The sequence below is a fragment of the uncultured Nonlabens sp. genome, assembly GCF_947495285.1.
Taxonomy (GTDB): Bacteria; Bacteroidota; Bacteroidia; order Flavobacteriales; family Flavobacteriaceae; genus Nonlabens.
This window is the reverse complement of record NZ_CANLXZ010000026.1, coordinates 1-14,580: the sequence shown is the minus strand read 5'-3', so window position 1 is coordinate 14,580 and position 14,580 is coordinate 1. Positions and strand designations below refer to the sequence as shown.

Below are 14,580 nucleotides of genomic sequence, written 5' to 3'. Positions count from 1 at the left end.
TATGACAAATTTAAATAACCAAGAGTGGAAAGAGCTAACAGCTCAAGATGATAATTTCATTATACTAGATGTACGCACCGATGACGAGGTTAGTGAAGGTATTATCCCTAACGCGCAACATTATGACATCTTTAAACCACAAGAGTTTATGGAAGCTATTAATGGTATGGACACAGATAAAAATTATTACGTTTACTGTCGTGCTGGTAGTCGCAGCATGCAAGCCTGTCAGATTATGGAACAACTAGGGATTAAAAATACATTTAATCTTGCAGGAGGTTTTAGCAACTGGGATGGGGATACAGCAATGAAATCATAATGAAAAAATTAATAAACATCATTGTTATATTTATCATAGCCCTAAGTTTTCAAAGCTGCTTTGAAAAAAAAGATGGTGTGATTAATAAAGTGTCTGTACAACAGGCTGAAGAGATGATCGCGGTCGAGAAGGTAAGAGTTATCGATGTGAGAACTAAATCAGAGTTTACAAGCAAACACATTAAGAATGCAGTTAATATAGAAGTAGAGAATGACGACCTCAACTCTTATCTAGATACCATGGATAAAAGTGAACCTTTATTAGTCTACTGCAATAAAGGAGGTCAAAGCGCCAGATGTGCAAGAATCCTGCAGGATAAAGGCTTTACTCTTATATATGATATGAAAGGCGGTATAACTAAATGGGAAGAAAGCGGCAGACAAGTGATCGTTAAAAACTAACAAATAGCATTCATGGAACTTAATAAAATACCTAAAATAAAGCATACAAAATCAGACAATTTCTTTTTACTTGCTGGGCCTTGTGCCATAGAAGGTGAAGAAATGGCACTGCGTATTGCAGAGAAAGTTTTAAAAATAACAGACAATCTTAAAATTCCTTACATCTTTAAAGGAAGTTTTAAAAAAGCAAATCGCAGTCGTATTGATAGTTTTACTGGAATAGGTGATGTAGAGGCTTTGAAAATATTACGTAAGGTCTCTGAAACTTTTGATATCCCTACCGTTACAGACATTCATGAAGTGAGCGACGCTGCACTTGCATCGCAGTATGTAGATGTATTACAAATCCCTGCTTTTTTAGTTAGACAGACAGACCTGGTAGTTGCAGCAGCAAAAACTGGTAAGGTCGTAAATCTTAAAAAAGGACAGTTCATGTCTCCTGAGGCTATGAAACATGCAGTACAAAAAGTAAAAGATTCTGGAAACCAGCAAGCATGGATCACTGATCGTGGTACGATGTTCGGTTATCAAGATATGATCGTAGACTTTAGAGGTATTCCTACCATGAGAGAGTTTGCTCCTACTGTACTAGATGTGACGCATAGTTTACAACAACCTAATCAATCTAGTGGTGTTACCGGTGGTAGACCAGATATGATAGAAACCATAGCCCGTGCGGGAATAGTGAATCAAGTAGATGGACTTTTTATAGAAACTCATTTTGATCCTGCAAATGCAAAAAGTGATGGAGCAAACATGCTAGACTTAAAACACTTAGAAGGCTTGTTATCTAGATTAGTTACTATTAGAAAAACGATTAATTCTTTTTAATAAAACCTATTTTTATAAAGCGGTGCTATTTACCTGGTAAATAGCACCGCTTTTTTGTGCTTATAATTCTCAATAAAAGGGATGAAAAATTAAGCTAAATTGAAACTGTCGTACTTAAATATGCCGTTTTGATAATTTTATACCACCTAAACATGTTCATTTTATGGTTAGAGCAAGAGTAAACCACATACTTTGAACATTTTTACAGCTTTTAAAAAATCACCTAAGCCTGAGTAAAATTAGGCATTTAACATTTCATTTGTTGCTAATTTCACATGATAACGTGAACATATTGTAAAGCTATTACACAGCGATAAAACAATATAGATATTTGCATGTCTATTAAGTAAACTACTAACAATTAAAACTTTAAAACATGAAAAAGCTAATTTTATTAACCGTTATTCTTTTGGCAGGTATATGTACTGCACAGTCTATTCAAGAAGTAAGTAACTTCTCAAAAATTAAAATTGATACCGATGCACAAGTAGAGATAGTTTACTCTTTGAAAAACAAAGTGCTTATCAATAAAGATGTTCCAGATTTAAGTATCACAACAGAAGGTAAATCCTTAAGAATAAAGCAACATTCTAATGCTAAAATTGAAGGCTTAAAAATAAGAATCTATACAAATGAATTGACAGCTCTTTCTGTAACAGGAGATACTAGAGTAACTTTATCAAAATTCAAGTATCAAAATAAAATGGTAGTCCTAGTACAACAAGGTGCTATAGTTGATACTGGAGATACTGAAATAAAAGATTTACAAATCATACGTAGCGATGATAGTAAGGTAATTGCTACAAAAGCAAAAAACAAAAAAGAAACAGTAAATGGAGTTCTAGTTGCGTTTAACTAGATATAAACTCCTATTATGAATTAAAGGCTTCTTGAAATGTAAGAAGCCTTTTTTTATGTCCTATTCATTAGATTTTAAAGTGGATCAAGGAATGAGCAAGGTATTAAATCTATTTAGAGACCCTTTAAAAACATTAGCATCTACTAGCGTTCCCACCCCATTTATGGACATGCGATCTGTATACTGCCAGAAATCCCAGTCTGCGTCAGGTAAATCCACACGATTATAATTTGCTATCCATATATTAGGATATGATTTAAAATAACTGTCTGGTGCTAGAAACGAATTATAAAAACTATCGCCCGTATATATAATAGGTTTTACACCATAATGATCTTCTACTAGTTGTATCCAGTTTTTTAATCCTTTTCTTAGCGAGGTCACATTTTGGATAGAGCTTATATCTTCTATATCCAGCACAGGTGGTAAATCACCCTTTACTAGTTTTACCGTTTCAATAAAATGATTTGCTTGCGTGGTACTATTTACATCGCTCCAGTAGTAATGATATGCGCCTCTTGATAATCGTGCAGTACCAGCGCCATTCCAGTTTTCTGCAAAACGATTATCGTTTTCTATACCAACAGTGGCTCTTATAAATACAAATTTTAATTCTTGGTTTATATCTGGATGTTTTACTTCTTCCCAGTTTATATCTCCTTGATGGTGTGAGATATCTATCCCCTGAATTTTATATTTTTTAATACGGCTATGCAAATAAGCATTGGTCGGTTTTCTAGAAGAATTGTGGTACGAGTAACGCTCCATGACCACTATCGCTGTAATGGTAGTAAAGATTAAAAACACAACAACCAGTAAGATCCATTTACTTCTACTCATTTCTTTTTCATGGATTTGCGTATTACCCTTAACTCCTGTAAAGTCTCAATAATAATCGTATCATTTATATCGTCTAGATTTTTAAACCTTAAAGATCTCAACATTTTTCTACCTTCTCCAGCTATTAAGACACCGTGCTTATTACTCAATCTATCCCCATAACTCAGTCCTAAATCGACAAAATTCTTTCTGAAATTAAAAAAACAGAACATCATTTTATCATCCAGATAATAAAAAGGTATGTGCCATTTAAACTTCAATTGCATCTCAGGAAAATTTGATTCTATTAAAAACTGCAAGTGTAGCATTACCGCACGATACGGTTCTGGTTTGTTGTTGATATACTCTTCGGCTGGATTCATGGTTTAAAGTTAGAAGTTATTCCGCTTTCGCGAAAGCGAGATCTCAACAAACTTTACAACACATAAAATAAATAATAAAAAGCTTTCATACTATCCTGAAATACATTTACTTTGTATTTCAAAGTACTTTAATTATGACAACAGATAAATATCTAGACGACATTAAAGAGATTAAATCACTCATGAATAAATCTACCAGATTCATATCTTTATCAGGTATGAGCGGTGTCATGGCAGGTATATATGCACTGATAGGTGGTATTTTTGGGTACTTTATCATTGAAAAAGCTAGAGAAAATGGTACAAGAGACACTCTTAGCAGGCTCACCACTACTCCATGGGATCAAAACCCATCTTTACAAATACTAGTGGTCGCGGCTATCGTTTTATTCATGGCTGTACTGACTGCATTTTTTCTCACTAAGGCAAAAGCACTAAAACACAAACAAAAAGTATGGACCAAACAGTCCATAAGATTAGTAGTTAATTTTATGGTTCCTCTTCATATAGGAGCGTTATTTACACTGGCTTTATTACAATATAATTTAATAGGACTGGTAGCACCAGCGATGTTAGTTTTTTATGGACTAGCCTGTATAAATGCAGCACAATTTACTTTGGGAACGGTTAAGTATTTAGGTTTAAGCTGCGCCATACTAGGCTTAATCAACACACAATTTATAGGCTACGGATTGTATTTCTGGACAGCTGGTTTTGGGTTATGTCATATCATTTATGGTGCTGTAATGTACTATAAGTATGATAAATAGTAGTGAGTGATCTTATAAAAAGTCATAAAATATGACTTAATTTTATTGATTAATTAAAACAAGGATTTGAGTCTTATAAACAAACTAAATAAAGCATTTGATCACCGTATACGACTAGGCATTATGTCTGTGCTCGTAGTAAACGATCATGCCGATTTTAAAGAGCTCAAGGAACTACTCGATGTAACCGATGGTAATCTAGCCAGTCATGCTAAGGCTCTTGAAAAAGAGGCCTACATAAGAGTAGAAAAGAGCTTTATAAGTCGCAAACCCAACACTAAATATATCGCTACAGATCTAGGCAAACTAGAGTTTAAGAAACACATCGAGGCGCTAGAAAAATTAATAAGTGGCTAGGGGAAAATATGAATACTTAAAAGCAAGTACCTATTCCATAGATACTGTAAAACTAGAAATAAAACTTATTGAGTTGTACCGCCCATAAGACTCGGATCAAAAACTATAACCCAAATTAAAACAGCATGAAGAACCCATCACACATACCTAAAAGAACGAGAACTTTTTTTTTATACATTAACTTTGAAATTCAAAGTACTTTATTACTGTTAAGAGAAGTATTCGTCAATTTTTCTTTTGAGCTAGCCAGTACGATTTATATAAGATTTAAAACAGGTCCATCATGGAATGTGCATACTAAGCAACTACTCTCCTATCCGCCAGATAGTTTAGGATATCACTTAGGCTGCTTTTTAATTCAACATAAATTAGAACCTCAACCTAGATGTGAAGATCACGATGTTTTTCATCTTCTTACAGGTTATAGAATAGATACCGCTCAAGAAATAGCTATGCAATACTGGTTATGGGGCAATGGAAAACGCAGTCCTTTTGTACTGCTTGCCATGCTGGTAGGTGTCGCTCTTTATGTAGATCAATACAGCTTATTCATTCATGCCATCCAGGCAGGACATAAAGCATTTCCTATTCATGATATAGATTTTAAACAAAATTTATACTCTCCTATATCTCTTTTAAAACCTATTCATATCACTTCAAACTAAAACCATGAAAAAAACAATTATCATCATTCTAGGCGGGATCGTATTCTCGACCTTATTTTACACACAAGATTTAGGAATTAATGCCTTCATTTATTCTCTATTTCTCATCATAGCATTGGCTATTTCTAGGCACTCAATACTTTTAAAAAGTACCATTATATTAAGCGCAGTAGGAATGCTAGCCAGTGCTACCGCAATAACTGTTCATGGTTCTTCATGGAGTATAGTCGGTTATTTTTTAAGCACCTTATTATTTATAGGTTATGTTGCCAGTCACCAAAGTAGTATTTATTTGAGTTGGCTCAACGGCCTTTACAATACCGTTCTAGGTGTTTTTCATTCCTTTCTTTATCAAATAGAAGAGCCTGAAATCACAACACCTAAAAAAGCTATAGACATAGGACAACTAGTTAAGGTGATTGTTATCCCTCTAGTTCTGGTAATAATATTTACCCTTTTGTACAGTACTGCAAATCCTGTTTTCAGTGATTTCATTACCGCTATAGATCTATCGTTTATTGATATATTCTGGGTATTCACAGCAGTTTTAGGCGCTTTAATTATGGCAAATATTCAATCGCCTCAACCTATAATCGATATAACAAATCAGGATATTAATTACCCAAATGAACTGGCTCCTAAAAAATTAAACGACCTACAACTACTCACTGTAAAAAACGAAAAACAAATAGGTTTTATCTCTATCATCTGTCTTAACATCTTACTAGTAGTTGTATTAGTTACTGAGGTTTTATTTATAACCAACATGTCTGGTTCTAGTAAAGCGAGTGTACTATCTGACGCAGTACATCAAGGTGTGTATGCTTCTATAGTCAGCATTATACTCGCTATAGGTGTAATAGCATTTATATATCGTGGTGACTTAAATTTTATTAAGAATAATGAAAAGTTAAGAATGCTCACTTATAGCTGGATAATTCTTAATTCTATACTAGTTATAAGTATTTTTATTAAGAACTATACTTATATCACAGACCATGGATTAACCCATAAACGTATAGGTGTGCTGGTGTATTTATTACTTACTATTATAGGATTAATCACTACATATTTAAAGGTTAGTTATCGTTTAAACTTTGTTTATTTAATAAGACGCAACATGGCTATAGGATATACAGTCATCGCTATCTACGGCCTTATTAATTGGTCTGCTATCATTACCGCCTACAATATTAACGTACAACAAGTAGACCGTCCTTACTTAGAAAGTCTATTGCCTCAAAACGCATTAGTCCTTAAAGATCATGGTCTTTATGAGGAGTACATAAAACAAGTATATCGCAGTGGTAGCAGTCGCGATAGATATTATGAGTCTAAGTTTTTAAATCGCAACTGGCAAGAGTTTAACTACATCGCTTATAAGATAAAAAAAGACCAGCATGAAGTTGCCCAATAAACTAACTGCCAGTTGTAGATTATCCATACAGTTTGCTCTGGCTTCTTTTGCATTAGGAACCTTAATCCTAGGATTATTTTTAATCACGACAGATATTGTATTTGCCGTCCTAGGATTTGGTTTTCTAGTAATAGCCGTACCGTTTAATTTAGCAATACTATTAAATGTCTTTGTAAAATTATTGACAGGTAGAGTAAGCATCAAAGAGTTCTTTTTGAGCAGTTATGTAGTATTACTTAACGTACCTATCGCCCTGTTTTATTTTCACATAGTCACCACATACACACGTTTGTAAAATGAAAGAATTTATCGCACATCGGTTTACAGAGTTTAAACAAGTTAGTTTACTGACCTTATTAAGTCTTTTTTTACTCGCATTGCGCATGAAAATTACACACGACTTCTTTCTACTTTTCTTAATCTGGAACTTGTTTCTTGCTTTTATTCCTTATTTAATGGTGGTTAGATTACGCTTTCGCGAAAGCGTATCTACAGCAAACATCATTCTTACTGGCATAGTATGGCTCGCGTTTTTACCTAACGCGCCTTACATCATTACCGATTTAATTCATGTACGACATGCGAGTAGTGAGTGGATGGTTTATGAAGCGTTAATGCTAGCTAGTTTTGCCATTACAGGTTTATATCTAGGACTTTTGAGTCTGAGAGATATGAGCACAGTACTCCAGCAAAAAGGCTGGATTACCTCCTCAAAATACCGCTCTCTTTTTGAATATACCGTTCTTGCACTTTGCGGTTACGGCATTTATTTAGGTCGTGTATTGCGATGGAATAGTTGGGATATTATCCAGCAACCAGAAAAATTGTTTTATGACATGAGATACCTTTTTATACATCCTTTTTCTAATCAAAAAGCATGGTTACTTATTATAAGTATGAGCTTATTTTTAATCGTTATATTTTCACTTTTTAAAAACAACACCATTGTTACTAAAACTGCACCGTAAACAAAGACGGCTGTACATTACTGCTGCCGTCTTTTTATTAATTATAGAAGTACTTATAGAACGCTACGTGCACGACAGTTTTGTAAGACCTTATTTAGGGGATTTACTTGTGGTGATATTGATCTATGCCATAGTCATGGCAGGTAGTAAAATTAAAGTATGGACTGGTGCGATAGCCACCTTACTATTTAGCTATGCCGTAGAAACAGCACAATATTTACAATTAGTAAGTTTATTAGGACTAGAAGAAAACAAATTTGCCCGTATCGTTATAGGTACTAGTTTTTCCTGGTGGGATATGTTAATGTACACTTTGGGATTTCTAACGGTTATTATGTTAGAGAAAATCATTTCTATGAATAGCAACTAGATCTATACAAAGACCTTTTAAATTAAAAAGCGAGTTATTTAACAGTAACTCGCTTTTTCATATATCTTAAAACTCTGATTTTACAACTTAGTCTGCTCTTCATACACATAATCATGCAGGTAAGAAAAGCGTTCAGTTAATCGACCATCGCTAGTAGTCATTTGTGCTCTCTCTAGAATACCATCTTTGTCACCATTAAAAAAGGACGGTATCACATACTTTTCAAACATCTCGCCAAAACCTTCACTCGCATCCTTAGGTAATTCACAAGGTAAATTATCTACCGCCATGACCGTAATAGATCCTGGAGTTTTAAATGCGACCTCTTTTTCGCCTTGAGCGTCATAAGCATAAATAGGGTCGGCTATGGTGCTAGGTCTTAAAGTAGATGCAATAGGACCATCTATATCACAACTCACGTCTGCCACAAGGCTTATTTTAAAATCAGGTAGTTTTGCATCTTCTCTTGTAAATAAATAGGGTGCGTTATTGCCATAGAAATGCCCGGTGATTAACATATCAGTCACCTTGGCAAATTTCATAAAATCACTTGCCAGTAATTCTGGGTTATTATAACACTCTGTTTTAGTAGGCTGTAAACCATCTTTGCGAGTATAATAATCTTCTACGTCTAGTATGGTAAAAGTAGTTTGATCATTTTTTAACTGACCTAATTGTAAATATTCTTTAGGTCTTAACTCTTTAATTTCTAGTTCTTTTAAAATCTCTAGAATACCACCTGCAACCTTTCCATTACCTGTCATAGCTATATTGATAGCTGGCAATAGATTTTTAATACTTTTTAATTGTGCTTTAAGAGCTGCATAATCTGGTAAGGATTCTACCTTAGGTAAATCAAATAAACCATCTCGCAAACCTAGTGCTCTAAAACCGTTGTACGCTCCTACTATACCGGCATATCTACCAAAACCGATTAATCGCGCACCATTTTCTCTAGTAATGGTTTCATGATCATACAGTTCTATTTTTTTATCCAGTATGGTTTTAAGCAACTCTCTATTATAAGGTTGCTTTTTAATAGTATGAGAAAAGAAAAAATACTTTTTATGGGGTATCAACGCCTCTTTAGGCACTTCTTTTACACCTATCATAACGTCTGCTGTCGTTACATCTTCCTGTACGGCAATACCATGAGATGCGTACTGACTATCTGGAAAGATTCTTATCGGTGAGGATTCTACTATAAATTCCGCTTTCGCGAAAGCGAGATCTAAACGGCTTAACTGCTCTGGAGTAAAGACTACTCTTCTATCCGGCGGGCTCTTTCTCTCTCTTATAATCGCAAATTTCATGGGCTAGGTTTTATAGCAGCAAGATAAGGAAATAGACCAAAGATTACGAGTAGGGAAAAAATGAATAGTAGTAGGGAAAAAAGACCCAATATCGCACTGGTAAAGCATCGCATCTTTGCCTTGTAAATAAAAACAATAATTAAAATAAATAAATCATGAAAAAATTAATCGCACTAGTAGTAATCGCTTTAGGAATGGGTATGACAACACAAGCTCAAGATAAAATGATGGATAAGACGGTAAAGACTATCGCTCTAGAGCAAGTAACTGGAGAATTTGTACAAAAACAAATTACGGTAGACGCTGGCACTTATGTTTTTGATATTAAAAATAACAACGTAGGTCACAATGTAGGTTTTGTACTTGTAAAAAAAGGAGAGGATATATCTAACCCAAAAAACCACATTAAAACTGCTTATGTAACAGAGCAAGTAGCAAATAACGGTACACAGCACTCTAATGCTACAAAATTAGAAAAAGGAGAATATGTTTATTTTTGCCCATTAAACCCTACTTCTACAGATAACTTACTTATTGTAAAGTAAGTAAAATAAAGTAATAGCTTTTCCCCTCGATTGAGACTATTAGTCTGTTCAACTAGTTTCAATTTTAAATCCCAGTTTTAATACACTGGGATTTTTTATGTAGTTATTTGGCATATTTTTTACAGTAGTATGCGTGTTAGATTCTTATATTTGCCATCCATGTATTGAAATGCAGGTTTTATACGAGCATTTTAAACAGGAGATTCATTTTCTTTAAATGATTAATGAGGATGAAAAAAATGGGGTCGACTGGTTTTGACAGCGAGACCGACTTGATTGTAAGCATGTAGAGCGCTGGGAAACAGCTCTTAAATCTCATTTTTCAACTTTTTTTAAACGGCGAGAATAACTACGCCCTAGCTGCATAATCTGAATTACAGTAAGATAGTGCCTCGGTCTACTAGGTAGACAAGCAGGAAATCTCTCGGGAGCCTTGATTTACGGCGACCGATTATGAGATTTCGTAAAAGTAAATCTATTCTCATTAGGGCTTTGATGATGAGAAGAAACTCAATTAAAGACAAGCGTAAAATTGGTAGTTCTTGACCGGCTTTACGACTGAAATTAATTAAGAACTAAACATGTAGAAAGCGATGAATTCGCTCGTTTGGACGAGAGTTCGATTCTCTCCGACTCCACAAACCCTTATAATCAACAGATTATGAGGGTTTTTTATATAATGTTCATACTACTCTCCTTACTTACACTTATTAATAAATCGATATTAATGTTTCATAAATGAAACCAATAACGGTATATTTGTGTTTTATATGAAACATTATGACTAAAAAGAAAACAATATTGTTACCAAAAGCAGAGAAAATCCTCTCTCAATTAGGAGAAAATATCCGCTTGGCACGATTGCGTAGAAAATTAAGTGCAGTACAAGTTGCTGAAAGAGCAAACATTGGTAGGTCTACACTTTGGAAAATTGAAGAAGGCAAAGGGTCTGTATCGATGGGTAATTATTTGCAAACCTTACTAGTTCTAGGTTTAGAAAAAGATCTCTTAACGGTAGCAAATGATGATGTTTTAGGGCGAAAAATTCAAGATGCTGATTTAACAGTTAAAGAACGAGCTCCAAAGAAAAATAATAAATAATGAGTGCAGAAAGAAGAGAAATATTAGTCTATGCTCACTGGGTAGGTTTTAATGAACCTACCCTAATGGGAATATTATATGCTTCTCTCAATAAAGGAAAAGAACTATTTTCATTTGAGTACAATGCAGAATGGTTAAAACTCAAAGAAGCTACAGCTATAGATCCAGATTTACAACTGTTTTCTGGACCGCAATATTTAAATGTTGATAAGTCCAATTTTGGCATTTTTCTAGACTCATCTCCAGATCGCTGGGGAAGATTATTAATGAGAAGAAAAGAAGCAGCATTAGCTAGAAAGGAAGAGCGTAAACAACGTAACCTTTTTGAGTCTGATTATGTTCTTGGTGTTTTTGATGCTAATAGAATGGGAGCACTACGTTTTAAAACAGCTATAGATGGAGCATTTCTAGATGACAATGCACAAATGGCTGCTCCACCTTGGACAGCTCTAAGAGATTTAGAATATGCTAGTTTACAATTAGAACGAGATGATGCACCAGATGATCCAGAGTATTTACAATGGTTAAATATGTTAATGGCTCCAGGTTCTTCTCTTGGTGGTGCTAGACCAAAAGCTAATGTTCAAGATACAGACGGTTCCTTGTGGATAGCAAAGTTCCCTAGTGGTAATGATGATAAAGATATTGGTGCCTGGGAACAGCTTATATATGAAATGGCTATACAGTGTGGTATTGATATGGCCGAGTCCAGAATACAGAAATTTTCGCACCATCAACATACTTTCATTACTAAACGTTTTGATAGAACTGCAGATGGGCAACGCATTCATTTTGCTTCTGCCATGACCTTATTAGGCTATACCGATGGTGTAGACCATCAAGACGGCGTAAGCTATTTAGACCTTGTAGAGTTTTTGATGAAAAATGGTGCAGAAATAGATGAAGATTTAATAAAACTATGGACTCGCATCGTCTTTAATATTTGTGTTTCTAACACCGATGATCATTTACGTAATCACGGTTTTATTCTCACAGATGCAGGCTGGATATTATCACCAGCGTATGACATTAATCCCATAGAAGGCGGTAATGGACTTAAATTGAATATAGATAGTGAGGATAACTCTCAAAATTTAGATTTAGCGCTTTCTGTAGCGCCCTACTTTAGATTAGATCAAGAAGATGCCCAATTAATTATCGACCGTATTCTTAATGTTGTTTCTAGCTGGCAAGTTTTCGCTAAAAAAATAGGTCTATCAAGAGCGGAAATAGAAAGAATGAGTGCTTGCTTTACATTTTAAAACTGTTTGACGTTGAAATAATTAACTCAATATCGTGAGTCAAAAAGTTCGATATCTGTCGCTCCGACTCCACGATCAAGCAGAAAGCCGCGCCATAAGGCGTGGTTTTTTAGTTTCTGGAAAAGCTAAACGCAGTTTTAAGCTTTGGAAGAAACTAAAAAAATGTAATGCGATAGCATTGCTGCTTTCTATTTACAGGACTGGCGTTATTAGAGATCATGTAAATAATCTCTCCGACCTGCCTGCCGGCAGGCAGGCTCCACAAACCCTCATAATCAATAGATTATAAGGGTTTTCTTATTTACTTTACTTGTGATTTATATCATTAAACGTATAATAAGTGAAACAAATTCAAAACTATATTTAATTACATATAATTACTATCTTTGCAAGGTGTTTATATCTAAATACATATAAAATGAATTTAGCTCAATTAGTCAAAACTAAAAGGAAAGCTGTAGGCTTGACGCAGGAAGAATTTGCTGAACGTACTGGTGTCGCATTAACAGTAGTTAGAAAAATCGAACAAGGAAAAACCAATCTAAATATGGAGAAAGTAAACCTTGTTTTAAAAATGTTTGGACATCAACTTATTGCAGCTCCCATTATAAAAAAATGATGATAAATGAGACAGGCTAAAATTTTTTATGACACTATTCTTGCTGGAATACTCACAGAAACAGATGATGGGTATTACACCTATCGATACGACCAGGACTATATAACTAACTGTCCTGAATCCTTTATAACATTCACCATGCCTGTTAATGATACCTTGTACAAAGAAAATAGGCTATTCCCCTTTTTTGAAGGTCTTATTCCAGAAGGCTGGTTACTAGATATCGCCTCCAAAAATTGGAAAATCAATCCTAATGATAGAATGGGATTACTGCTAGCTTGCTGTCAAAACTGTATTGGAGCCGTAAGTGTAGAACCTATAATGAATCAAGAAGATGAATAACTGTCTCTATTGCTATAAGGAAATAGATCAAGGAAACGATTTTCATAAGCACTGTGCTTTGGATTTTTTTGGCACTAAAGTAGTGCCAGAACTCAACTACTCGCTTGATGAAATGCAAAAACTCGCTAAGGACATAGTATCACGAAGCATATCCGTGCCTGGAGTACAACCTAAGTTATCTATGAGTCTATTTGATCATAAAGAAGAAGATAGAAAACATAGACTTACCGTGGTAGGAGCTTTAGGTGGAAATTATATTTTTAAACCACCTAATAGTGCCTTTGCTGAAATGCCAGAAAATGAACATCTCACTATGCGAATAGCCGAGGCTATTGGAATTAACGTTGTTCAATCATCTTTAATACGTTTAAAATCAGGAGAACTATCATACATAACAAAACGTATCGATAGAAATCCCGATGGTTCTAAAATACATATGCTTGATATGTTTCAAATTACTGAGGCTTTTGATAAATACAAAAGTTCTATGGAACGCGTTGGCAAAGCGCTAGGAAAATATACCAGCAACACACTTTTAGATAAGTTATACCTTTTTGAACTTACCGTATTCTCCTTCATTACTGCAAATAATGATATGCATCTTAAAAATTTCTCAATGATCAAAACAGAGTATGGTTGGGCTCTATCTCCTGCTTATGATTTACTTAACGTCACTATAGTAAATCCAAAGGATCCTGAGGAATTAGCATTAACTCTATTAGGTAAAAAGAAAAAAATTACTAAATATAACTTCGTAGAATTTGGTATCCAATTGGGACTTAATAAAAAGCAAATTACAAGTGTTTTCTCTCGATTTAACAAAAATAAATCTCAAGCTTTGAAATTAATCGAGGCGTCATTTTTATCCTCTGAAATGAAGACCAACTACATCAACATTTTACATGAAAGGTATGAGAGACTGAATGCTAATCTTTAAAACTGTTTGATTGTGAAACAATTAACTCAATACCCTCATTTAAAAAGTCAGATATTTGTCGCTCGGAGTCCACAATTAACGCCGCTATCCTAATGATAGCGGCTTTTTTTAATTATGGTTGACAAGTTAAAAAGTGAATTTTAATCCTTCTACAAAAATCTTGAATCACGACGAAAAGTATCTTTATTCTCATAATTTGAATTAAGAATTGGGTGTCTCATTGATGTTTTATACCAATTTAGTTCTTAAATGCCGCATAAAAAGCTTTTAGATAATGATGATTTCCTGTGATTGATTTTATA

At 34.4% G+C, this 14,580-nt stretch carries 20 protein-coding genes and 1 other RNA gene; 18 read left to right on the top strand and 3 right to left on the bottom strand.

Annotated features, from left to right (window positions below; all coding sequences use genetic code 11):
- The first annotated feature begins 1 nt into the window (after position 1).
- The 4 genes from Q0838_RS10960 (at position 2) to Q0838_RS10945 (ending at position 2,410) form a co-directional block, all read left to right on the top strand.
- The gene (locus Q0838_RS10960; protein ID WP_298954813.1) at positions 2 to 319 is read left to right on the top strand and encodes a rhodanese-like domain-containing protein; all 318 of its coding nucleotides are present in this window, start codon (positions 2 to 4) and stop codon (positions 317 to 319) included.
- Positions 319 to 720: a rhodanese-like domain-containing protein gene (locus Q0838_RS10955; protein ID WP_298954811.1), complete on the top strand. Its 402-nt coding sequence runs from the start codon at positions 319 to 321 to the stop codon at positions 718 to 720. Before Q0838_RS10960 ends, Q0838_RS10955 begins: the two co-directional genes overlap by 1 nt.
- 12 nt (positions 721 to 732) lie before the next feature.
- Positions 733 to 1,551 (top strand): 3-deoxy-8-phosphooctulonate synthase, encoded by an 819-nt coding sequence (gene kdsA, locus Q0838_RS10950; protein WP_298954809.1) that lies wholly within the window; start codon positions 733 to 735, stop codon positions 1,549 to 1,551.
- 376 nt (positions 1,552 to 1,927) lie between these two features.
- Positions 1,928 to 2,410, top strand: coding sequence for a DUF2807 domain-containing protein (locus tag Q0838_RS10945; RefSeq protein ID WP_298954807.1), 483 nt, complete (start codon positions 1,928 to 1,930; stop codon positions 2,408 to 2,410).
- An 84-nt stretch (positions 2,411 to 2,494) separates the two neighbouring features.
- Here Q0838_RS10945 and Q0838_RS10940 read toward each other — a convergent pair whose 3' ends face one another.
- Both Q0838_RS10940 and Q0838_RS10935 read right to left on the bottom strand, forming a co-directional pair.
- Positions 2,495 to 3,250, bottom strand: coding sequence for a GH25 family lysozyme (locus Q0838_RS10940; RefSeq protein WP_298954805.1), 756 nt, complete (start codon positions 3,248 to 3,250; stop codon positions 2,495 to 2,497).
- Complete coding sequence (locus tag Q0838_RS10935; protein WP_298954802.1) at positions 3,247 to 3,612, bottom strand: DUF1801 domain-containing protein; 366 nt, start codon at positions 3,610 to 3,612, stop codon at positions 3,247 to 3,249. Before Q0838_RS10935 ends, Q0838_RS10940 begins: the two co-directional genes overlap by 4 nt.
- A gap of 134 nt (positions 3,613 to 3,746) precedes the next feature.
- On the opposite strand from Q0838_RS10935, the gene Q0838_RS10930 reads away from it, so the two are divergent.
- The 7 genes from Q0838_RS10930 to Q0838_RS10900 all read left to right on the top strand — a co-directional run bounded on the left by Q0838_RS10930 (position 3,747) and on the right by Q0838_RS10900 (position 8,159).
- Entirely contained in the window at positions 3,747 to 4,382 is a 636-nt protein-coding gene (locus Q0838_RS10930) for a hypothetical protein (RefSeq protein WP_298954800.1), read from the top strand.
- A 66-nt stretch (positions 4,383 to 4,448) separates the two neighbouring features.
- A complete protein-coding gene (locus Q0838_RS10925) occupies positions 4,449 to 4,739 on the top strand; it encodes a transcriptional regulator (RefSeq protein WP_298954798.1) in 291 nt (96 codons plus the stop codon).
- Positions 4,740 to 4,864: 125 nt separating this feature from the next.
- Complete coding sequence (locus tag Q0838_RS10920; protein ID WP_298954796.1) at positions 4,865 to 5,404, top strand: hypothetical protein; 540 nt, start codon at positions 4,865 to 4,867, stop codon at positions 5,402 to 5,404.
- Between the two features lie 4 nt (positions 5,405 to 5,408).
- The gene (locus Q0838_RS10915) at positions 5,409 to 6,821 is read left to right on the top strand and encodes a DUF4153 domain-containing protein (protein WP_298954793.1); all 1,413 of its coding nucleotides are present in this window, start codon (positions 5,409 to 5,411) and stop codon (positions 6,819 to 6,821) included.
- Entirely contained in the window at positions 6,805 to 7,116 is a 312-nt protein-coding gene (locus Q0838_RS10910; protein ID WP_298954790.1) for a hypothetical protein, read from the top strand. The genes Q0838_RS10915 and Q0838_RS10910 overlap by 17 nt, the downstream gene beginning before the upstream one ends.
- Before the next feature lies 1 nt (position 7,117).
- Positions 7,118 to 7,789, top strand: a complete 672-nt coding sequence (locus Q0838_RS10905) for a DUF1361 domain-containing protein (protein ID WP_298954787.1) — start codon at positions 7,118 to 7,120, stop codon at positions 7,787 to 7,789.
- Positions 7,767 to 8,159, top strand: a complete 393-nt coding sequence (locus tag Q0838_RS10900; RefSeq protein ID WP_298954784.1) for a DUF2809 domain-containing protein — start codon at positions 7,767 to 7,769, stop codon at positions 8,157 to 8,159. Before Q0838_RS10905 ends, Q0838_RS10900 begins: the two co-directional genes overlap by 23 nt.
- Positions 8,160 to 8,239: 80 nt before the next feature.
- Here the strand turns inward: Q0838_RS10900 and Q0838_RS10895 are convergent, their stop codons facing one another.
- Complete coding sequence (locus Q0838_RS10895) at positions 8,240 to 9,472, bottom strand: NAD(P)-dependent oxidoreductase (protein WP_298954782.1); 1,233 nt, start codon at positions 9,470 to 9,472, stop codon at positions 8,240 to 8,242.
- A gap of 155 nt (positions 9,473 to 9,627) precedes the next feature.
- Here Q0838_RS10895 and Q0838_RS10890 point away from each other — a divergent pair, with 155 nt between their 5' ends.
- The 7 genes from Q0838_RS10890 (at position 9,628) to Q0838_RS10860 (ending at position 14,278) form a co-directional block, all read left to right on the top strand.
- Positions 9,628 to 10,017 carry a plastocyanin/azurin family copper-binding protein gene (locus tag Q0838_RS10890; RefSeq protein WP_298954779.1) on the top strand — a complete coding sequence of 130 codons (390 nt, stop codon included), beginning with the start codon at positions 9,628 to 9,630 and terminating at the stop codon, positions 10,015 to 10,017.
- 241 nt (positions 10,018 to 10,258) lie between these two features.
- Positions 10,259 to 10,658, top strand: a transfer-messenger RNA (tmRNA) gene (gene ssrA, locus Q0838_RS10885).
- A 139-nt stretch (positions 10,659 to 10,797) separates the two neighbouring features.
- On the top strand, positions 10,798 to 11,118 hold the full coding sequence (locus tag Q0838_RS10880; protein ID WP_104516417.1) for a helix-turn-helix transcriptional regulator: 321 nt from the start codon (positions 10,798 to 10,800) through the stop codon (positions 11,116 to 11,118).
- Positions 11,118 to 12,380 carry a type II toxin-antitoxin system HipA family toxin gene (locus Q0838_RS10875; protein ID WP_298954767.1) on the top strand — a complete coding sequence of 421 codons (1,263 nt, stop codon included), beginning with the start codon at positions 11,118 to 11,120 and terminating at the stop codon, positions 12,378 to 12,380. The genes Q0838_RS10880 and Q0838_RS10875 overlap by 1 nt, the downstream gene beginning before the upstream one ends.
- A gap of 418 nt (positions 12,381 to 12,798) precedes the next feature.
- The gene (locus tag Q0838_RS10870; RefSeq protein WP_298954765.1) at positions 12,799 to 12,999 is read left to right on the top strand and encodes a helix-turn-helix domain-containing protein; all 201 of its coding nucleotides are present in this window, start codon (positions 12,799 to 12,801) and stop codon (positions 12,997 to 12,999) included.
- A gap of 6 nt (positions 13,000 to 13,005) precedes the next feature.
- A complete protein-coding gene (locus tag Q0838_RS10865; RefSeq protein WP_298954763.1) occupies positions 13,006 to 13,341 on the top strand; it encodes a HipA N-terminal domain-containing protein in 336 nt (111 codons plus the stop codon).
- Positions 13,334 to 14,278 (top strand): HipA domain-containing protein, encoded by a 945-nt coding sequence (locus Q0838_RS10860; RefSeq protein ID WP_298954761.1) that lies wholly within the window; start codon positions 13,334 to 13,336, stop codon positions 14,276 to 14,278. The genes Q0838_RS10865 and Q0838_RS10860 overlap by 8 nt, the downstream gene beginning before the upstream one ends.
- Positions 14,279 to 14,580: the final 302 nt, after the last annotated feature.

Bases quoted from the DNA above. Each gene is read 5' to 3' on its own strand.
- Q0838_RS10960 (WP_298954813.1), top strand. From the start codon at position 2: ATGACAAATTTAAATAACCAAGAGTGGAAAGAGCTAACAGCTCAAGAT.
- Q0838_RS10955 (WP_298954811.1), top strand. From the start codon at position 319: ATGAAAAAATTAATAAACATCATTGTTATATTTATCATAGCCCTAAGT.
- kdsA (WP_298954809.1), top strand. From the start codon at position 733: ATGGAACTTAATAAAATACCTAAAATAAAGCATACAAAATCAGACAAT.
- Q0838_RS10945 (WP_298954807.1), top strand. From the start codon at position 1,928: ATGAAAAAGCTAATTTTATTAACCGTTATTCTTTTGGCAGGTATATGT.
- Q0838_RS10940 (WP_298954805.1), bottom strand. From the start codon at position 3,250: ATGAGTAGAAGTAAATGGATCTTACTGGTTGTTGTGTTTTTAATCTTT.
- Q0838_RS10935 (WP_298954802.1), bottom strand. From the start codon at position 3,612: ATGAATCCAGCCGAAGAGTATATCAACAACAAACCAGAACCGTATCGT.
- Q0838_RS10930 (WP_298954800.1), top strand. From the start codon at position 3,747: ATGACAACAGATAAATATCTAGACGACATTAAAGAGATTAAATCACTC.
- Q0838_RS10920 (WP_298954796.1), top strand. From the start codon at position 4,865: ATGAAGAACCCATCACACATACCTAAAAGAACGAGAACTTTTTTTTTA.
- Q0838_RS10915 (WP_298954793.1), top strand. From the start codon at position 5,409: ATGAAAAAAACAATTATCATCATTCTAGGCGGGATCGTATTCTCGACC.
- Q0838_RS10910 (WP_298954790.1), top strand. From the start codon at position 6,805: ATGAAGTTGCCCAATAAACTAACTGCCAGTTGTAGATTATCCATACAG.
- Q0838_RS10905 (WP_298954787.1), top strand. From the start codon at position 7,118: ATGAAAGAATTTATCGCACATCGGTTTACAGAGTTTAAACAAGTTAGT.
- Q0838_RS10895 (WP_298954782.1), bottom strand. From the start codon at position 9,472: ATGAAATTTGCGATTATAAGAGAGAGAAAGAGCCCGCCGGATAGAAGA.
- Q0838_RS10890 (WP_298954779.1), top strand. From the start codon at position 9,628: ATGAAAAAATTAATCGCACTAGTAGTAATCGCTTTAGGAATGGGTATG.
- Q0838_RS10880 (WP_104516417.1), top strand. From the start codon at position 10,798: ATGACTAAAAAGAAAACAATATTGTTACCAAAAGCAGAGAAAATCCTC.
- Q0838_RS10875 (WP_298954767.1), top strand. From the start codon at position 11,118: ATGAGTGCAGAAAGAAGAGAAATATTAGTCTATGCTCACTGGGTAGGT.
- Q0838_RS10870 (WP_298954765.1), top strand. From the start codon at position 12,799: ATGAATTTAGCTCAATTAGTCAAAACTAAAAGGAAAGCTGTAGGCTTG.
- Q0838_RS10865 (WP_298954763.1), top strand. From the start codon at position 13,006: ATGAGACAGGCTAAAATTTTTTATGACACTATTCTTGCTGGAATACTC.
- Q0838_RS10860 (WP_298954761.1), top strand. From the start codon at position 13,334: ATGAATAACTGTCTCTATTGCTATAAGGAAATAGATCAAGGAAACGAT.